At 69.8% G+C, this 16,023-nt stretch carries 19 protein-coding genes; 11 read left to right on the top strand and 8 right to left on the bottom strand.

Annotated features, from left to right (window positions below; genetic code table 11):
- From PV762_RS04290 to mltG, 5 genes are all read right to left on the bottom strand, one after another.
- Positions 1-346, bottom strand: a 346-nt coding sequence (locus PV762_RS04290) for a TatD family hydrolase (protein ID WP_421033784.1), incomplete at its 3' end; no start/stop codon positions are given.
- A gap of 3 nt (positions 347-349) precedes the next feature.
- Positions 350-739 (bottom strand): PilZ domain-containing protein, encoded by a 390-nt coding sequence (locus PV762_RS04285; RefSeq protein ID WP_088407064.1) that lies wholly within the window; start codon positions 737-739, stop codon positions 350-352.
- Positions 740-859: 120 nt separating this feature from the next.
- A complete protein-coding gene (holB, locus tag PV762_RS04280; RefSeq protein WP_421033783.1) occupies positions 860-1,924 on the bottom strand; it encodes a DNA polymerase III subunit delta' in 1,065 nt (354 codons plus the stop codon).
- Positions 1,918-2,529, bottom strand: coding sequence for a dTMP kinase (gene tmk, locus PV762_RS04275; protein WP_421033782.1), 612 nt, complete (start codon positions 2,527-2,529; stop codon positions 1,918-1,920). Before tmk ends, holB begins: the two co-directional genes overlap by 7 nt.
- An 84-nt stretch (positions 2,530-2,613) precedes the next feature.
- Positions 2,614-3,609 (bottom strand): endolytic transglycosylase MltG, encoded by a 996-nt coding sequence (mltG, locus tag PV762_RS04270; RefSeq protein WP_421033787.1) that lies wholly within the window; start codon positions 3,607-3,609, stop codon positions 2,614-2,616.
- A 109-nt stretch (positions 3,610-3,718) separates the two neighbouring features.
- On the opposite strand from mltG, the gene PV762_RS04265 reads away from it, so the two are divergent.
- Genes PV762_RS04265 through PV762_RS04250 form a run of 4 tightly spaced genes read left to right on the top strand, consistent with a single transcriptional unit; the run spans position 3,719 to position 8,157 of the window.
- Complete coding sequence (locus tag PV762_RS04265; RefSeq protein WP_421033781.1) at positions 3,719-4,744, top strand: YgfZ/GcvT domain-containing protein; 1,026 nt, start codon at positions 3,719-3,721, stop codon at positions 4,742-4,744.
- On the top strand, positions 4,741-5,085 hold the full coding sequence (locus tag PV762_RS04260) for a DUF4936 family protein (RefSeq protein ID WP_421033780.1): 345 nt from the start codon (positions 4,741-4,743) through the stop codon (positions 5,083-5,085). The genes PV762_RS04265 and PV762_RS04260 overlap by 4 nt, the downstream gene beginning before the upstream one ends.
- Complete coding sequence (gene ybaL, locus PV762_RS04255; RefSeq protein ID WP_421033779.1) at positions 5,085-6,833, top strand: YbaL family putative K(+) efflux transporter; 1,749 nt, start codon at positions 5,085-5,087, stop codon at positions 6,831-6,833. The genes PV762_RS04260 and ybaL overlap by 1 nt, the downstream gene beginning before the upstream one ends.
- A gap of 52 nt (positions 6,834-6,885) precedes the next feature.
- Positions 6,886-8,157: a hypothetical protein gene (locus PV762_RS04250; protein WP_421033778.1), complete on the top strand. Its 1,272-nt coding sequence runs from the start codon at positions 6,886-6,888 to the stop codon at positions 8,155-8,157.
- Here PV762_RS04250 and PV762_RS04245 read toward each other — a convergent pair.
- The gene (locus PV762_RS04245) at positions 8,146-10,455 is read right to left on the bottom strand and encodes a hypothetical protein (RefSeq protein WP_421033777.1); all 2,310 of its coding nucleotides are present in this window, start codon (positions 10,453-10,455) and stop codon (positions 8,146-8,148) included. The two genes, PV762_RS04250 and PV762_RS04245, sit on opposite strands and share 12 nt — an antisense overlap.
- Positions 10,456-10,653: 198 nt before the next feature.
- On the opposite strand from PV762_RS04245, the gene PV762_RS04240 reads away from it, so the two are divergent.
- From PV762_RS04240 to PV762_RS04220, 5 genes are all read left to right on the top strand, one after another.
- The gene (locus PV762_RS04240) at positions 10,654-11,184 is read left to right on the top strand and encodes a GbsR/MarR family transcriptional regulator (protein WP_421033776.1); all 531 of its coding nucleotides are present in this window, start codon (positions 10,654-10,656) and stop codon (positions 11,182-11,184) included.
- A gap of 116 nt (positions 11,185-11,300) precedes the next feature.
- Positions 11,301-11,735 (top strand): hypothetical protein, encoded by a 435-nt coding sequence (locus PV762_RS04235; RefSeq protein ID WP_421033775.1) that lies wholly within the window; start codon positions 11,301-11,303, stop codon positions 11,733-11,735.
- Positions 11,732-12,667 carry an NAD-dependent epimerase/dehydratase family protein gene (locus PV762_RS04230; protein ID WP_421033774.1) on the top strand — a complete coding sequence of 312 codons (936 nt, stop codon included), beginning with the start codon at positions 11,732-11,734 and terminating at the stop codon, positions 12,665-12,667. Before PV762_RS04235 ends, PV762_RS04230 begins: the two co-directional genes overlap by 4 nt.
- Positions 12,649-13,038 carry a DoxX-like family protein gene (locus PV762_RS04225; protein WP_421033773.1) on the top strand — a complete coding sequence of 130 codons (390 nt, stop codon included), beginning with the start codon at positions 12,649-12,651 and terminating at the stop codon, positions 13,036-13,038. The genes PV762_RS04230 and PV762_RS04225 overlap by 19 nt, the downstream gene beginning before the upstream one ends.
- Positions 13,039-13,048: 10 nt before the next feature.
- Complete coding sequence (locus PV762_RS04220; RefSeq protein WP_421033772.1) at positions 13,049-13,525, top strand: DUF2269 family protein; 477 nt, start codon at positions 13,049-13,051, stop codon at positions 13,523-13,525.
- A gap of 45 nt (positions 13,526-13,570) precedes the next feature.
- On the opposite strand, the gene PV762_RS04215 is transcribed toward PV762_RS04220, so the two are convergent.
- On the bottom strand, positions 13,571-14,167 hold the full coding sequence (locus PV762_RS04215) for an ATP-dependent Clp protease proteolytic subunit (RefSeq protein ID WP_421033771.1): 597 nt from the start codon (positions 14,165-14,167) through the stop codon (positions 13,571-13,573).
- Positions 14,168-14,298: 131 nt separating this feature from the next.
- Here PV762_RS04215 and PV762_RS04210 point away from each other — a divergent pair, with 131 nt between their 5' ends.
- On the top strand, positions 14,299-15,189 hold the full coding sequence (locus tag PV762_RS04210) for a sigma-70 family RNA polymerase sigma factor (RefSeq protein WP_421033770.1): 891 nt from the start codon (positions 14,299-14,301) through the stop codon (positions 15,187-15,189).
- Between the two features lie 16 nt (positions 15,190-15,205).
- Here the strand turns inward: PV762_RS04210 and PV762_RS04205 are convergent, their stop codons facing one another.
- Complete coding sequence (locus PV762_RS04205; protein WP_421033769.1) at positions 15,206-15,445, bottom strand: hypothetical protein; 240 nt, start codon at positions 15,443-15,445, stop codon at positions 15,206-15,208.
- Positions 15,446-15,507: 62 nt separating this feature from the next.
- Here PV762_RS04205 and PV762_RS04200 point away from each other — a divergent pair, with 62 nt between their 5' ends.
- Positions 15,508-16,023, top strand: coding sequence for a GAF domain-containing protein (locus PV762_RS04200; RefSeq protein ID WP_421033768.1), 516 nt, complete (start codon positions 15,508-15,510; stop codon positions 16,021-16,023).

The following is a 16,023-nucleotide window of genomic DNA, read 5'->3' as shown; positions in this document are numbered from 1 at the left end:
TGCGGAAGCGCTCCCGTTGCCATTCCATCTCTTCGACGGTCCGGCCGTTGAGGCGGTAGTAGTCCAGCCCGGTCTCGCCGATGGCGACGACCTTGGGATGCGCGGCGCCGGCGACCAGCTCGTCGACGCTGGGCTCATGGACCTCGTCGCTGTCCGGATGGACGCCGACGGTCGCAAACAGCTGGCGGTGCGCCTCGGCGAGGGCGCGGACGTCCGGGAACTCCTCCATCGTCGTGCAGATGCAGACAGCCTGCGTCACCTGCGCAGCCTCCATGGCGGCGAGCAGGTCAGGAAGCTGGGACTGGAGCTCGGGGAAGCTCAAGTGGCAATGGGAATCGATGTACACCGTCTAGATCGTCTGGGTGGGCTTGGCCGAGGAGATCGCCGTGCCCAGCAGTTCCTCGATCTTGAGCTTGATGACGCGGGTCTTCTCGTCGCCGGGGAAACGCACGCCGACGCCCTGCGTGCGGCCCCCCGACGCGTTGGCCGGCGTCAGCCAGGCCACCTTGCCGGCGACCGGGTAACGGTTGGGGTCCTCGGGCAGCGTCATCAGCAGGTAGATGTCCTCGCCCAGCTTGTAGTCGCGCGTCGTCGGCACGAAGACGCCGCCTTCCGAGAAGATCGGGATGTAGGCCGCGTAGAGCGCGCCCTTCTCCTTGAACACCAGCTGGATCACGCTGGGTCGGGCACCGCCGGCGGGAGCCGGGACGGGGGCGGACGCGGGGGGCGTGGTGCTCATCGGTTTCAGGGTGAGTTCGCTCATGGCGCCAAGTCTACTCGCCACGCCCGGGGGTCAGACTTGGTTACCAGATCGACCAGCGCCAGGATCTGCGGATGGCTTGGCGGATGGTCGGTCGCTTCAACGGGCCGGGCGCATCGCCTGTTGTCCCTGGGCCACGAGCGACTCCATCAGCAGCCCGGCGTTGAGCGGGTGGTCGGCATGCCTGGCCGCCTGCTGCAGCGTCCGGGCCCACTGGTCCAGCGCGGACCGCACCGCCGGCAGCTTGGGCAGCGCGTCGCGCGGGAAGTAGGCCGGTCCGGCCCCGTGCGCAATGCGCATCAAGTCGTGCACCAGCCGTTGCATCGCGGCGATCGCGCGCGGCACCGGCCACTCGGTCAGCGCCACGGCCTCACCCTTGGCGATCCGGCGCGGCAGCTCCAGCCAGGTCCGGGCGGCGATGCCCTCCTCGCTCCACTGCAGGGCTTCCTGCGGGCGGCCGCCGGTGGCGTCCAGCAGGACGCCCGCCTGGTCGACGCCCTGCCCCGTCAGCCAGGCCAGCGCCGCGTCGCGCGGGGGCAAGGCCATCTGCAGCGGTTGGCAGCGGCTGCGGATCGTCGGCAGCAGTTGCTGGGGAGCGGCGCTGGCCAGCACGAAGCGAAGCAGGCCGGCCGGTTCCTCCAGCGTCTTCAGCAGCGCGTTGGCGGCCACCGTGTTCAAGGCTTCCGCCGGATAGACCACGACCACCTTGGCCTTGCCCCGCGCCGCGCTGACCTGCGAAAAGGCCAGCGTCTGACGGACCGCCTCGATCTTGATCTCGCGGCTGGGCTTGGTCTTGCTGGCCTTGGCCGAGGAAGCGCCCTCGCCCTCCGCTTCCATGGCGCCGAAGCCCAGGGTCTCGCGCAGCGCTTCCGGCAGCAGGACCTGGAAGTCGGGATGCGAACGCGAGCGCAGCAGGTGGCAACTGGCGCAACGGCCGCAGCCGGGCTGGTCGGTCGAGGGGCGGGCTTCGCAGAGCCAGGCCTGCGCCAGCAGCAGCGCCAGGTCGAACTGGCCGACGCCCGCGGGCCCCTGCAAGAGCATCGCGTGGCTGCGCCCCTGCGTGAGCGCCTGCTGAAGCGGCGCGGCCAGCCAGGGCAGCGGAAGCTGGCCGCCCTCGGCCAGCGCGGCGACGCCATCGGCGGTCATGGCCGAAGCGGTCACCATCCGCGACGCTCCAGTTCGGCGCGGATCTGGCCCGCGACGCCGTCAATCGTGTCGCCCGCGTCGATGCGGACGATGCGTCCCCGGGACGCCTCGGCCCGACGCTGGTAAGCGGCCCGCACCCGCGCGAAGAAATCCAAGTCCAGTTGTTCCAGCCTGTCCGCGTCGCGGGCCTGCGCCCGGCGCTGCGCGGCAATGGCCGGATCGACGTCGAACCAGAAGGTCAGGTCCGGCTGGCGCCCCTGCTGCACCCACTGCTCCAGCGTGGTCAGCACCTGGAGGTCCATGCCGCGGCCGCCGCCCTGGTAGGCGAAGCTCGCGTCGGTGAAGCGGTCGCACAGCACCGTCTGGCCCAGCGCCAGCGACGGCGCGATGACGCGCTGCACATGGTCGCGCCGCGCGGCGAAGACCAGCAGCGCCTCGGTCAGCCCGTCCATGTCCTGGTGCAGGAACAGTCCGCGCAGCGACTCGGCCAGCGGCGTGCCGCCGGGCTCGCGGGTCTGGACCAGTTCGGCGCCGCGCTGGCGCAGGTGTTGGGCCACGGACTCGATGTGGGTGGACTTGCCTGCCCCGTCGATGCCTTCGAAGGTGATGAATCGACCGCTCACGCGTGGTGCTCTCTCGAACTCGGCTCGCTCGGAACCCGGATGGAAAACAGCGAAGAAACTGCGGAAAAAGCGAAGCGCGGGCGCTCAGCGGCCGCGCTGGTACTTGTTGACCGCCCGATTATGCGCGGCCAGATCCTCGCTGAACTGGCTGCTGCCGTCTCCGCGCGACACGAAGTACAGCGCCTTGGACGGCGTCGGATGCAGCGTGGCCTGCAGCGCGGCCAGGCCCGGCATCGCGATCGGCGTCGGCGGCAGGCCGCCCCGGGTGTAGGTGTTGAACGGCGTGTCCGTCTGAAGGTGGGTCCTGCGCAGGTTGCCGTCGAAGTCCGTCCCCAGTCCGTAGATCACCGTCGGATCGGTCTGCAGTGGCATGCCGACCTTGAGCCGGTTGACGAACACGGCCGCGACCAGGCCGCGATCCGCCGCGGCGCCGGTCTCCTTCTCGACGATGGAGGCCAGGATCAGCGCCTCGTCGGCGCTCTTGAGCGGCAGGCCGTCGCCGCGGCCGGCCCAGGCGCTCTCCAGCCGCTTCTGCATCAGCGCGTGTGCGCGCTTGAGCACCGTCAGATCGCTCACGCCCCGGCTGTAGGCGTAGGTGTCCGGGAAGAACCGTCCCTCGGGCGCCTGGCCCGGCGCGCCGAGCGCAGCCATGATCTGCTCGTCCGTCATGGCCGCGGTGGTCTGCTTCAAAGCCGGCGCGGCCGCGATCGCGGCGCGCAGCTGGCGGAAGTTCCAGCCCTCGATCAGGCGCAGCTGTTCCAGCACCTGGTCGCCGCGCACCATCTTGTCGAGCAGCTCGCGCGGCGTGATGCCGGCATGGATCTCGTAGCTGCCGGCGCGGATCTTCCGCGCCTGTCCCGAATAGCGGAACCAGGCGTACAGGAAGCGCGGATCGGTCCGCACCCCGGCCGCGACCCAGGCCTGCGCGACCTGCTGCGGCGGCGTGCCGGGCTCGATCGAGAGTTCGATGCCCGGCTTCTCCAGCACCAGCGGTGCCTGCAGCCACCACCAGAGCGCGCCCGCGCCGCCGCCGAGCAGCACCACGCCCGCCACCAGCGCGGACAGCAGCCAGCGTCCGATGCGGCCCGACTGCTTCTTCGTTTTTCTCGCGGTGCCGCGAGATCTGTTTTTCGCGCGTGACAAGACCCGGGGCCCTCCGTGAAATGCGGGGGCTGATGATAATCGGACCATGATCGAAGACCTCCACCACGCTACACCGCCCGTGCCGTCCTCGGCGCTCGGCGCCGTCCGGCTTGCCGACTGGGGCGTGATCCGCGCCCAGGGCGAGGAAGCCGCCAAGTTCCTGCACACCCAGCTGACGCAAGACCTGGCCCTGCAGACCGGTGCGCAGGCCCGGCTGGCGGGCTACTGCTCGGCCAAGGGACGGCTGCTCGCGACCATGCTGGCCGTGAAGCCGGACGACCAGTCCGTGCTGCTGGCCCTGCCCGCCGAGGTGCTGCCTGCGACGGTCAAGCGGCTGTCGATGTTCGTTCTGCGCGCCAAGTGCAAGCTGAGCGACGACAGCGCGTCCTGGGCGGTCTGGGGGCTGTCCGGCGCCCAGGCGCGCGACTGGCTGGCCGAGGCCGGCGCCGCGACGGGGACTGCGACACAGGCTGCCGCGGGGGCTGAAGCCACCCCGGCGACGGTGTGGTCCGTGAGCCGCGTGGCCCTGGCCGACGGCCGGGAAGCGCTGGCCGTCCGCCTGCCCGACGACGGTCTCACCCCGCGTTTCCTGCTGCTGCAGCCCGCCGACGCGCCTGCACCGGCGCTGCCCGTGATCGACCCCGAGGAATGGCGGGGCCTGGACGTGACCGCCGGGCTGGCCTGGGTCCGCCAGGGCACGGTCGAGCAGTTCGTGCCCCAGATGCTCAACCTGGAGCTGCTGGGCGGCGTGAACTTCCAGAAGGGCTGCTATCCGGGCCAGGAGATCGTCGCGCGCAGCCAGTACCGGGGCACGATCAAGCGCCGCACCCACCTGTTCGCGCTCGACGGCAGCGACGCCGACGCCACGCCCGGCCAGGAGATCTTCCACAGCGCCGATCCGGAGCAGCCCGCGGGCATGGTGGCCGGCTTCGGCCGCCAGGAGGGCCGGCCGCTGCTGCTGGCCGAGGTCAAGCTCGCCGCGCTGGAGTCCGGCACCCTCCATCTGGGCAGCGCGACCGGCGCCGTCCTCACCCCCCGTTCCCTGCCTTACGTCATCGGAGAACCTGAATGAACACCTCGCCGCCGACGCGCGCCGCTGCGCCGCCCACCGTCCATCCTGCCGCCCGCTCGACCGCACCGGTCGAGCTCTACGTCTACTACCGCGTCCATGCGGACCAGCTGACGGCCGCGCTGGCCGCCTTCGAAGAGGCGCGTCAGGCGCAGCCGGTGCGGCTGCTGCAGCGCCATGACAACGATCCGGTCTTCCAGACCTGGATGGAGATCTACGGCCCCGAGCTGCCCGACGCGGCGGACGCGGAGCGCCGGATCGCCGCCGCCCTGGGCGCGTTCGCGCAGGGCCCCCGTCACCGCGAGGCCTTCGCCGCCGTCGCCGGTCCGGGAGCGGTGCACTGATGGAACACAACGTCTCCCTCATTTCCACGCTGGCGGCGGGCTTCGGCCTGGCGCTGATCCTGGGCTTCATCGCCGAGCGGATCAAACTGCCCGCGCTGGTGGGTTATCTGCTCGCCGGCATCGCGATCGGTCCGGCCACGCCGGGCTTCGTCGCGGACGTCGGCATCGCCGCGCAGCTGTCGGAGATCGGCGTGATGCTGCTGATGTTCGGCGTCGGGCTGCACTTCTCGTTGAAGGACCTGATGGCGGTCAAGCGCATCGCGCTGCCCGGCGCGGTCGTGCAGATGGCCGCCGCCACGGCGCTGGGCATGGGCCTGGCGATGTGGTGGGGCTGGCCGGCGGGCCAGGCGCTGGTCTTCGGACTGACGCTGTCCTGCGCGAGCACGGTGGTGCTGCTGAAGGCGCTGGAGTCGCGCGGCACGCTGGAGTCGATGAACGGCCGCATCGCGGTGGGCTGGCTGGTGGTCGAGGACCTGGCCACGGTGCTGATCCTGGTGCTGCTGCCGCCGCTGGCCACCGTGCTGGGCGGGACGACGCCGGGCATGGAAGCCGGCGCGGGGGCGGAGGCCGCGCCGCTGTGGCGCACCATTGCCGAGACCCTGGCGCAGATGGCCGCCTTCGTCGTGCTGATGCTGGTCGTGGGCCGGCGCGTGCTGCCGTGGATGCTGTGGCAGGTGGCGCGCACGGGCTCGCGCGAGCTGTTCACGCTGATGGTCATCGCGGTGGCGATCGGCATCGCGTACGGCGCGTCCGAACTCTTCCACGTGTCCTTCGCGCTGGGCGCGTTCTTCGCCGGCACGGTGATGCGCGAATCCGAATACAGCCACCGCGCCGCGCAGGAATCGCTGCCGCTGCGGGACTCGTTCTCGGTGCTGTTCTTCGTGTCGGTGGGCATGCTGTTCGACCCGATGACGCTGATCGACCAGCCGCTGCACCTGCTCGGCGTGGTGGCCATCGTGATGCTGGGCAAGGCCATCGCCGCGGCCGCGCTGGTGATCGTGTTCCGTTATCCGCTGAACACGGCGATGACGGTGTCGGCCAGCCTGGCGCAGATCGGGGAGTTCAGTTTCATCCTCGCGGGACTGGGCGTCCAGCTCGGGCTGCTGCCCAAGGCCGGCATGAACCTGGTGCTGGCGGCGGCGCTGATCTCGATCGCGCTGAATCCGGTGATGTTCGCGATGATCCAACCGCTCCAGCGCTGGGTGCTCGCCCGCTCGTCCTTCGCGCGCAAGCTCGAGGAACGGGACGACCCCTACGCCGAACTGCCGCAGACCACCGATCGCCAGTTCCTGGAGGGTCAGGTCGTGCTGGTCGGCTACGGTCGCGTGGGACGCCGCATCGCGGACGTCCTGACCGAGCGCGGCATTCCCTTCGTCGTCGCCGACGAGGGCCGCGAGACCGTCGAGGCGCTGCGCAAACGCGGCATGGCGGCGGTCAGCGGCGACGCGAGCGAGCCCATGGTGCTGATCCAGGCCCACATCGCCAACGCGGCGATGCTGGTGGTGGCGGTGCCCGACTCGATGAAGGCGCGTCAGATGGCCGACACGGCCAGACAGCTGAACCCGGGCATCGAGATCGTGCTGCGCACCCACGGCGAGGAGGAATCCGAGCTGCTGCGCCGGGAAAAGCTGGGCACCGTGTTCTACGGCGAGGAGGAACTCGCCAAGGGCATGAGCCGGCACGTGCTGCAGCGCTTCAACGCGGACCTGCCGGAAGGCTTGTCGCCGGTGGCGGCGCCGGCGCATTGAGCGCACGGCCCAGCAATCGCCGCTTGACATCGTCCGCTTAGCGTCGCCGCCCATGATCGATTCGACCCGTCCTGGCCTGCGCGCCCGCGCGCGTGCTCGCGCCCTGACCCTCGGATGCGCCACCGCGCTGGGCGCGGCGGTGCTGCTCGCCGCCTGCGGCGGCGGACCGCCGAAGGCGCGCCTCGAGGAACAGCAACAGCAGCGCGAGTTCGCCTCCCGCGGCTACGCGCCGCAGGGCGAAACGGTCACCATGCAACCGGTGCTGTGGCGCCTGCGCGGCGACGACGTGCGCTTGAGCCTCACGTTGCCGGCCAGCGCGGCGACCGGGCCGCGCCCGGTCATCGTGTATCTGCCCGGACTGGGCGAGTCCGAGACCGCCGGCATCCGCTGGCGCCGCGCCTGGGCGGCGGCGGGGTATGCCGTGCTGACAGTGCAGCCGCTGGACGACGACGCGACCGCCTGGTCGTCGGACCTGGCACGCTCGGCCGAGTTCACGGCACTTGGCCGGCGCCACTATGCCGATGCGCAGATGCGCCAGCGGCTGGCGCGGCTCGACGAACTGCTCGCGGAGGCGCAACGCCTGGGCCGTCCAGGCCAGGGGCCGGGTCCAGGCCCAGGTGCGGGCACGAGTGCGGGTGATGCATCGTGGCGCTCGCTGGACTGGTCGAAGACCGTGATCGCGGGATACGAACTCGGCGCCCAGTCGGCGATGGCGGTGGCGGGCGAACGTCAGCCGGACGGCTCGGTGCTGTCGCTCAAGAGCGTGCAACCCGTGGCGGCGATCGTGATCAGCCCGCAGGTGTTCGCGCAGCCGGACCCCGCGCGCTATCGTGAGGTCGTCATCCCGGTGCTCGGCCTGACGGGCCCGGACGACAGCGACGTGCTCGGTCTGGTGCGCGACGTGTCATGGCGCCAGGCGCCGTTCGCGGCGATGCCGGCGCCGCGCGGCTGGCTGCTGAGCGTGAACGAGGTCCGCCACGCCGCGCTCGGCGGCAACGAGGCCCGGCCCGAGGACGTCGAGCGGGAGCAGAAACGCATCCGCGCCGCCGAGGAGCAGGCCCAGTCGCAGCCCCAGGGCCGCCGCGGCGGCGGTGGCCGCGGCGGACGCGGACAGGAAGGCCCGACGCGCATGGCGCCGGTCCCCGCGGTGCCCGACTACCGGCAACTGCATGAGCAGCAGCTCGGCCTGACGGCGGCACAGCAGGTCAGCGTGGCCTTCCTGGACCTTCAGTTGAAGCGATCCGACGCAGCGCGCGCGTGGCTGGGTGCACCGGCAGCGTCCTGGATGCGAGGTGTCGCCACCCTGCTGCCATCAAAGGACTGACGAGTTCAGCGACGCGCCGGTGACGTCCAGGATCTGCTGGGAGGCCAACAAGGCGCCTTCGCTGGCATTGCCCGCGAGATCGACTTGCCGGACTTCAAGCGGCCCGGTCAACGAGTCACTGCTCACCAGACGGGTCCAGGTCGACTCCCCGTCGCGGCGGTGCTCGAAGTGGGCATCACGTCCGGGCGAGTCGAGCAAGTACGACCTCCCGCCCTCAGCAGTCGCTTCCAAGAGTTTCCACGTCGGTTTGGGTGGGGGTGTCGTGTCCAGAAAGACGCCCGCCAGTTGGATGCCCTCGTCAAAGTTGCCGGCGCGATCGTAGATCCACGCGCCGATCCACTGAGGCCCTTCTCTGAATAGCTCCTTGGGAAGTCGATCTCCGCTTCCTGTCATCACCTCGCTCATCAAAGTGAAGCCGTCCTCCTTGTAGAGTCCGGCACTCCACGTGGCCCCTTCCTCCAATCCGGGCAGACGGACCAGTGCTTGATTCGTGAGCGAATACAGTCCACCTTGGACTGGTATGCCAGATGCGTTCACCTTGGCGCGCTCATTCACAACCACCAGCGACGACGGGTCGGGCGCCGTCCGGTCCACCTCGATATGCAGATCCACCACGGGGAGCGACTTCCCGTTCGCATCATGGATCCGCACTTCCACTCGCCTTTTCCCATCGCCGGGAAACAGCGAATTTCCGATGACCTTCCCGTCACCGAGCGGTTGCCAAGTACCGGCATCGATCCGGCATTCGACCGCGCCGTGCAGCGCGCCGGCACCCAGGACTTCCACCGTGGCGTCCGAGGTCACGAGATCGACCTTCTGCTGCGGTGTCAGGCCAGTGTCATTCTTCAGACGCAGTTTGAGCGGTCCGGCGACCTCGATCGGCAGATGGTGGACATCGCTTTCGTTCCCATGGACATCCACATGCATGAGCAGGACCTCGTGCCTGCCAGTCTGGCGCAGCGCCTCGTCGCTGAGCGTGTCCCCCTCCCCATCCGTCCACTCCCCATCGTCGATCCGATAACGCCACCCGGCATCGGGCTCAAGTCCCAGGATCTTCAGATCGCCGGCGTGCATGGGGATCGAGTCTTCACTGACACGCATCGCAGGATGCACGGCCTGCACAGTCAACTTCGCGGGCGGAACGACATCGACAGGAAGAACTCCCTTCTCACTCACGTTCCCCGCGTCATCCACATGCCAATACGTCAGGGCCCCCGCGCCGCCCAGAGCGTCGATGGGGACTTCCAACCTTGAAGCGCCGGAGTGGTCCGACAGATCGCCATCGGTTTGCCAATGCAGCAGTCCCGGTTCATCCGCCCCTTTCCCGATCACGACGAAGGCCTCGGCGCGCTCGCCGGTTTCCCGATTCATGAGCGTGCTCCGACGGTGATCGACATGCGGCGTTGACGACGGGGTGCGGTCCAGGACGAAGTCGAGGCGACCCACGAGGCTTGTCGTTGCGCCATCCAAGTGCTGCTTCGCCAACACGACCTTGGCGCCGTCCCCCTCGAACAGATCGTCCGGGATATCCGATCCACTCCCGGCACGCCACGTCACGCCTTCGTCGAGACTGAAAGTCCAGGACGCCCCCTCCTCCAGGCCAGAGACTTTGATCTGGCCGTTCCGCGTCAAGGCGTCGCCCGTCAGACCGCTGTCCTGCGCAAGCGTGAGTTCAGGCGCCCGGAGCAGAGGCTTGGGCGGCACCTCGGGCTTCGGCGTGATCTCTGGCTGCGGCTTCACGTCGGGTTGCAGCGTCCGGCCCGTCTGCTGCAGAGGGAGGTCTGGCGACGGCGGTGGTGGCGGTGGCGGCGGCGGCGGCGGCGGCGGCGGCGGCGGTGGTGGTGGTGGCGGCGGCGGTGGTGGTGGTGGTGGTGCAGACTCAGGTTGAGGCTTGAGAATCGGTTCGACAGTGGAATCGGTCGTCGACGTGGTCGGGAGAACGGGAGGCGCCTCGGGTGGAGTCACGGCCACGGCGGGGATCTGCGTCGGCGGAATCTGCTTCGGCGGGATCGGGATCGACGGCGGCTTCGCAGCCGGCTCTGTTGCTCCTCCTCCTGAAGCGGCCGCAAGACCGGAGAAGGCCAAGACCGACGTTGTCCCCCAGGCCATGGCCTCCTCCTCCGATGCACCGTCGCTGCCGGCCTGTTTGGCCTGTTCGTCCTGTGGTGGAAGCTTTTGCTCAATGGGCTGCTCAGCGTGTTCAGACGCGTGATCCGCTTCGTCTTCGGCGCGTTCCATCTTCCGGTGCTGCTTGCCCGGCTTCGTCGCGTTCTCCTGTCTCGCCGTCTTGCCCGTCATGCCGTCTTCCCAGGTTCAAACCGGAAAGTATCGAAACGACGCGGCGCGGCGGCACTCCTCAACCGTTGCCTGAGCTTCCTGCCGGCCGGCAGCTTGCGGCGATGGCCACTCCCGGTTCCGGCGGTCCGGTTCACAGGCCGGTTGGCGGTTTTAAATTTCTGTATTGACAGAAATTTCTGTCCGTATACATTCAACGCCATGGAACTCACCGACACCGCCCGACGTTTCGTCCTGCACTGGGGCGAGATGGGCAGCGCCTGGGGCGTCAACCGCACCGTGGCGCAGATCCACGCCCTGCTCTATTTCCACGGCCGGCCGCTCAACGCGGAGGAACTGGCCGAGACGCTATCCGTCGCCCGCTCCAACGTCAGCACCAGCCTCAAGGAACTGCAGAGCTGGAACCTGATCCGCGTGACCCACGTGCTGGGCGACCGGCGCGATTATTTCGAGACGACCGCCGACGTCTGGGAACTGCTGCGCACCATCGTCCGCGAACGCAAGCATCGCGAGTTCGATCCGACCGTGCGCATGCTGTCCGAACTCGTCGAGGACAAGGGCTTCCAGGACGAATCCCCCGACGCCCAGGACCGCGTCCGCGAATGCCTGCGCCTGATGCAGACCTTGGGCGCCTGGTCGGAGGAGATGATGCGGCTCTCGCCAGCGACGCTGGAGAAGGTGCTCAAGCTCGGCGCCAGCGTGCAGCGCTTCGTGCGCGGCGACGGGACCTGATCGGGTCCTTTTTTTGATCTCGAATTTCTGTCTCTACTGAAATATCAAACAGACGATGAACCGGGGAACCTCATGCCGCGAAGCCGACTGTTCCCTCAACCACAAGGAGTGATGTGATGACCCCCTGGACCCTGCCCCTCAGCCTGCTGATCGCTGCCGCCGCACCGTTACTGGCCTTGCGCTACCTGCGCACGATCCTCCTGCAGGTGCTGACGATGATCTGCGACGCCCGCGGCGGCGCCGAATTCTGGTGGCGCGTGACCAATGTGCTGGCGCTGTGCGGCTCGGTGCTGCTGATGCTGACCTTCGGCAACGGCGACCAGCCCGACGTGAACTGGAGCGACTTCCTGCGCCGCACCTTGTGGCTGGTGACCGCCGGCATCTTTGTCAGCGTCGCCATCGTCGCCAACCAGGTCTGGTCGAACGTGCAGGCCATGCTCCGCGAGCGCGCGCGCGTGTCAGCCCCGGCGGCCGCCGCGGCGGGTTCCGTCACCGCCGCGGCCACGTCCGCCGCCGCGCGCCCGTCGACAGCCGCGGGAGGCGCATCGTGAATACGGCAACGCCCCGATCGGTGCTGGTCTGCGGCGCCAGCGGCTTCGTCGGGCGACACGTCGTCCGGGCGTTGCGCGAGGCCGGACTCGCGGTCACCGCCGGCACGTCCCGCACGCAGGACTTCCAGCAAGACCTGACGCCCGAGGCCTGGCTTCCCCGCGTGACCGGCTTCGATGCCGTGGTCAACGCGGTCGGCCTGCTGCGCGACACGCCGCGCCGCCAGCTCGAGCCCGTGCATCACCAGGCGCCCGCCGCGCTGTTCGAGGCCTGCGCCAGCGCGGGCGTGGCGCGGGTGGTCCAGATCTCCGCGAACGGCGTGGCGCACAGCCCGACCCGCTACGCCACGACCAAGCGCGCCGCCGACGAGGTGCTGCTGCATCTGCGTGCGGAAGGCCGGCTCGACGCCACCGTGTTGCGCCCGAGCATCGTCTTCGGCCGCGGCGGGGCCAGCGCCGCGCTGTTCATGAACCTCGCGCGGCTGCCGGTGCTGGTGCTGCCGCGGGCGGCCGTCCAGGCCCAGGTGCAGCCGGTCGCGGTGCCCGACGTCGCGCTGGCGGTGCTGCGCCTTCTGCAGGACGGCGGTCCGGAGATCGTGACCGCCGTCGGACCGCGGGCGCTGCCGCTGGCGGCGTTCATCGGGGAACTGCGGCGCCAGCGCGGTCAACTCGGCCAGGGCGGCCTCCGCGGTCAAGGCGGCAGAGGGGGCCGAGGCGACCTGCAGCCAGCTCGCGTCATCCCGCTCCCGGACGCGCCGAGTCGCTGGAGCGCCCGTCTGGGCGACTTCCTCAGCGGCCAGCCCTGGAGCAGCGAAAGCCTCGCCCTGCTGGAGCAGGACAACATCGGCGACGCCGCCGCGTTCGAGCGCGTGCTCGGGAGGCCGGCGGTGCCTATCGAACAATTCGTGGAGGCTGCATGGGCATCGGACGTGTGAACTTCCGGCATCGCCGCACGCGCGTGGTCGCGCGCGGCGGGCTCATCGCGCTGTGGCTGGCCACAGGGGCGGCCAGCCTGATCGAGCTCGACGGCCGCAGCCGCGACCTGATGCTCGCCGCGCAGACGCCGGAGGCCTGGATCGCACCGGTCATCGTCGCGGGGGCGCTCGTCGATCTGCTGCTCGGCGCGGCGATGTGGCGCTGGCACCGGCGCTGGATCTACCGCCTCGCGGGCGGGACGATGCTGCTGATGACGGCGGTCGCGACGCTCATCCTGCCCTCGCTGTGGCTGGACCCGCTGGGCTGCCTGACCAAGAACCTGCCGGTGGCGATCCTGCTGCTGATCCTCGACGAGGACGCACCGGCCTGAGAGAAAAACAATGAACACCTATCTCGTGATCAAGTGGCTGCACATCGTGTCGAGCGTGCTGCTGGCAGGCACCGGCTTCGGCTCGGCCTTCTACCTGTTCTTCGCGAACCGCAGCGGTTCGATCGCGGCGCAGGCCGTGGTCGCGCGGCTGGTCAAGCGCGCGGACCTGTGGTTCACGACGCCGGCGATCATCGTGCAGCCGGTCACCGGCGTGTGGATGGCGATGACGGCTGGATTGACGCTGGACACGCCGTGGCTGGCGCTGTCGATCGCGCTTTACGTGATCGCGGGCGCATGCTGGCTGCCGGTGGTGTGGCTGCAGATCCGGCTGTCGCAGATGGCCGACGCGGCGCTCGCCGCGGGCCAGCCGTTGCCGGCGCTCTACTGGCGCTACGCGCGCTGGTGGGAAGGCCTGGGCTACCCGGCCTTCCTCGCCGTGCTCGTCGTCTTCTACCTGATGGTGAACAAGCCCGCGCTGTGGACTTGAACGCACGACCCGCCCCCAGCGGCCCGGCGATTGCTGCCGCGGGACTCAACCGCCCCGGAGTTCGGACTTGCGCTCGATGATCCGGGACACCAGTCCGTACGCGACGGCTTCCTCGGCGGAGAGCCAGCGGTCGCGCCCGATGTCCTCGAGGACGACCTCCAGCGACTTCCCCGTCTCTCGCGCGATCGTTCGCGCGATGCGTTCCCTGGCCTTGATGATCTCGCGGGCCTGGATGGCGATGTCGCTTGCCGGTCCGCCGGCACCGCCGCTGGGCTGGTGGATGAGGAACCGGGTGTTGGGCAGGCAGTAGCGGCGCTCGCGCGGCACCGAGAGGTACAGGTGGGTGGCGGCGCTGCCGACCCAGCCGGTGCCGATCATGTTCACCGGTGCGGCGATGAAGCGCACGATGTCGTGGATGGCGTCGCCGGATTCGAGATGACCGCCCGGCGAGCTCACCAGCACGTCGATCGGATCGGCGCTCTCGGCGTCCAGGGCGATGAGTCGGCGTGTGACATCGGCGGCCAGCACATCGGTGACGGTGCCGAAGATCAGCAGCGTGCGGGCCTTGAAGGCCTTTTCCTCCAGGTAGGAGGTGCGCGGCTCGGTGTCGCTGGACGGCGCGGCGGGGGTCGGATGCTCCATGGGGCGGTTCCTCGTGGTTGAACTGCTGCCTTGACGAACGAGTGGCGTCTCGCGTGACAGCGACGCCGCAGATGCCTTGTCGTCGCCTGTGGCAAGCTCCCCCCATGCACGACGACAGCGCTCACCCCCTCATGGATGCCGACCAACGCGGCCTGGTCCGCGCCGCCGCGCGCCTGCTGGGCCCGACCGACGCGGAGGACGCGGTGCAGGACGCCTACGTCCGCGCGCTGGAGGCGGCCCCGACGGAGCTCAACGCCGCGCAGGCATGGCTGCTCACCGTGGTGCGCCACCTGGCCATCGATCGCCTGCGGCGACGGGACTGGATGCGGCAGTGGCTGGAGGCGGCGCACGACCAGCCGCCGGAATCGACGTCGACGTCAAGCTCGACATGGACTTCGACATGGACTTCGACATGGCCCGTCTCCATGGCGCCCTCGGCGGAAGCGGTGGTGACGCTGGCGGAGGAAGTCGCGCAGGTGTTGCGACTGATGGCCGCACACCTCACGCCGATGGACGGCGCCGCCCTCCTCCTGCACGAGGTGTTCGAGGTCGAACACGCGGAGATCGCCCGCGCGAATGATCGGTCCGAGGCGACCAGCCGTCAGCGCCTGCGCCGTGCGCTGGCGCGACTGCATCAGGCGGCCGCCGGCCCGGATGGACTTGCTGCGCGGCAGGCGGACGCCGAGCCGAAAGTCGAGCCGGACGCCGGTGAGGACGCCGTCTTCCGCCAATACCTGGAATGCCTGCGCCTGCGCGATCCGCGCGCGTTGTGGGCGATGCTCCGACAGCCGCCGATCAGCGCGATGGCGGCGGCATCCCCGACCGGATCCGCACCCGCTGGACCTGCCGCCAGCGGCGGCGCCGCGAGCGTCGTCCAGGTCGGCGGACAGCTCGGCCTGGCGCTCACGCTCGACGGGGTCACCCTGTGCGTGCTGCCGCTGGGCGTGCTGGGCGTGCTGGGCGTGCTGGGCGTGCTGGGCGTGCTGGGCGAAGTCTGCCCGACGCAGCCCGAAGCGGCCTGACGAAGCCTGACGAGGCCTACTCGACGATCAGCGTATCGCTGACGGCTTGCGACATGCGCGGCAGCGCGCCGCCGACATTGATCGTGTGCCGGCCGCGCGGCAGCGGCTTGAGCATCACGTAATAGCCGTTCGACGCCGTCGGGAAAAGCCGCGCCCCGCTGGGATGCCGGGCCCAGGCGTTGAAGCATTCCGGGCTGGCCTGCCGGTGGCGCTGGAGACCGTCGTAGCGCACGCCGTCCACTTCCAGCACCAGCATCGGGGCGCATTCTCGCCGTGACGCACGACCGCCCGGCATGACCTCCGCCACAATCCCGCCCCATGAGCTTCGAACCTACACCGATGCTGGACATGTCCGGCGCCGAGGCCAAGCGCGCCTCGTACGACACGCTGGTCGCCCAGACCCAGGCCCTGCTGCACGGCGAGCGCGACTGGCTTGCCAACCTGGCGCAGTTCTCCGCGCTGGTGTTCAACGCCGTCCCGACGCTGAACTGGGCCGGCTTCTACCTCGTCAACCCGAAGAACGACCAGGAACTCGTCCTCGGCCCGTTCCAGGGCAAGGTCGCCTGCGTGCGCATCGCCTTCAGCCGCGGCGTCTGCGGCGCCTGCGCGCGGACGCAAGAAGTCCAGCTGGTCGAGGATGTGCACGCCTTCCCCGGCCACATCGCCTGTGACGCGGCCTCTCGATCCGAGCTGGTGCTGCCGGTCGTCGCCGGCGGCGCGCTGCGCGGCGTCTTCGACCTCGACAGCCCCGAGCCCGCGCGTTTCGACGCGATCGACGCCGAAGGTTTCCAGCGCGCCGTCGCCGTGCTGGTCGCCGGCACCGACTGGTCCTGA

The sequence above is a fragment of the Mitsuaria sp. CC2 genome (assembly GCF_048957715.1).
In the GTDB taxonomy this organism is placed as follows: domain Bacteria; phylum Pseudomonadota; class Gammaproteobacteria; order Burkholderiales; family Burkholderiaceae_C; genus Roseateles.
Note: the sequence above shows the minus strand (reverse complement) of the source record. Positions and strands in the feature narration are given on the sequence as shown.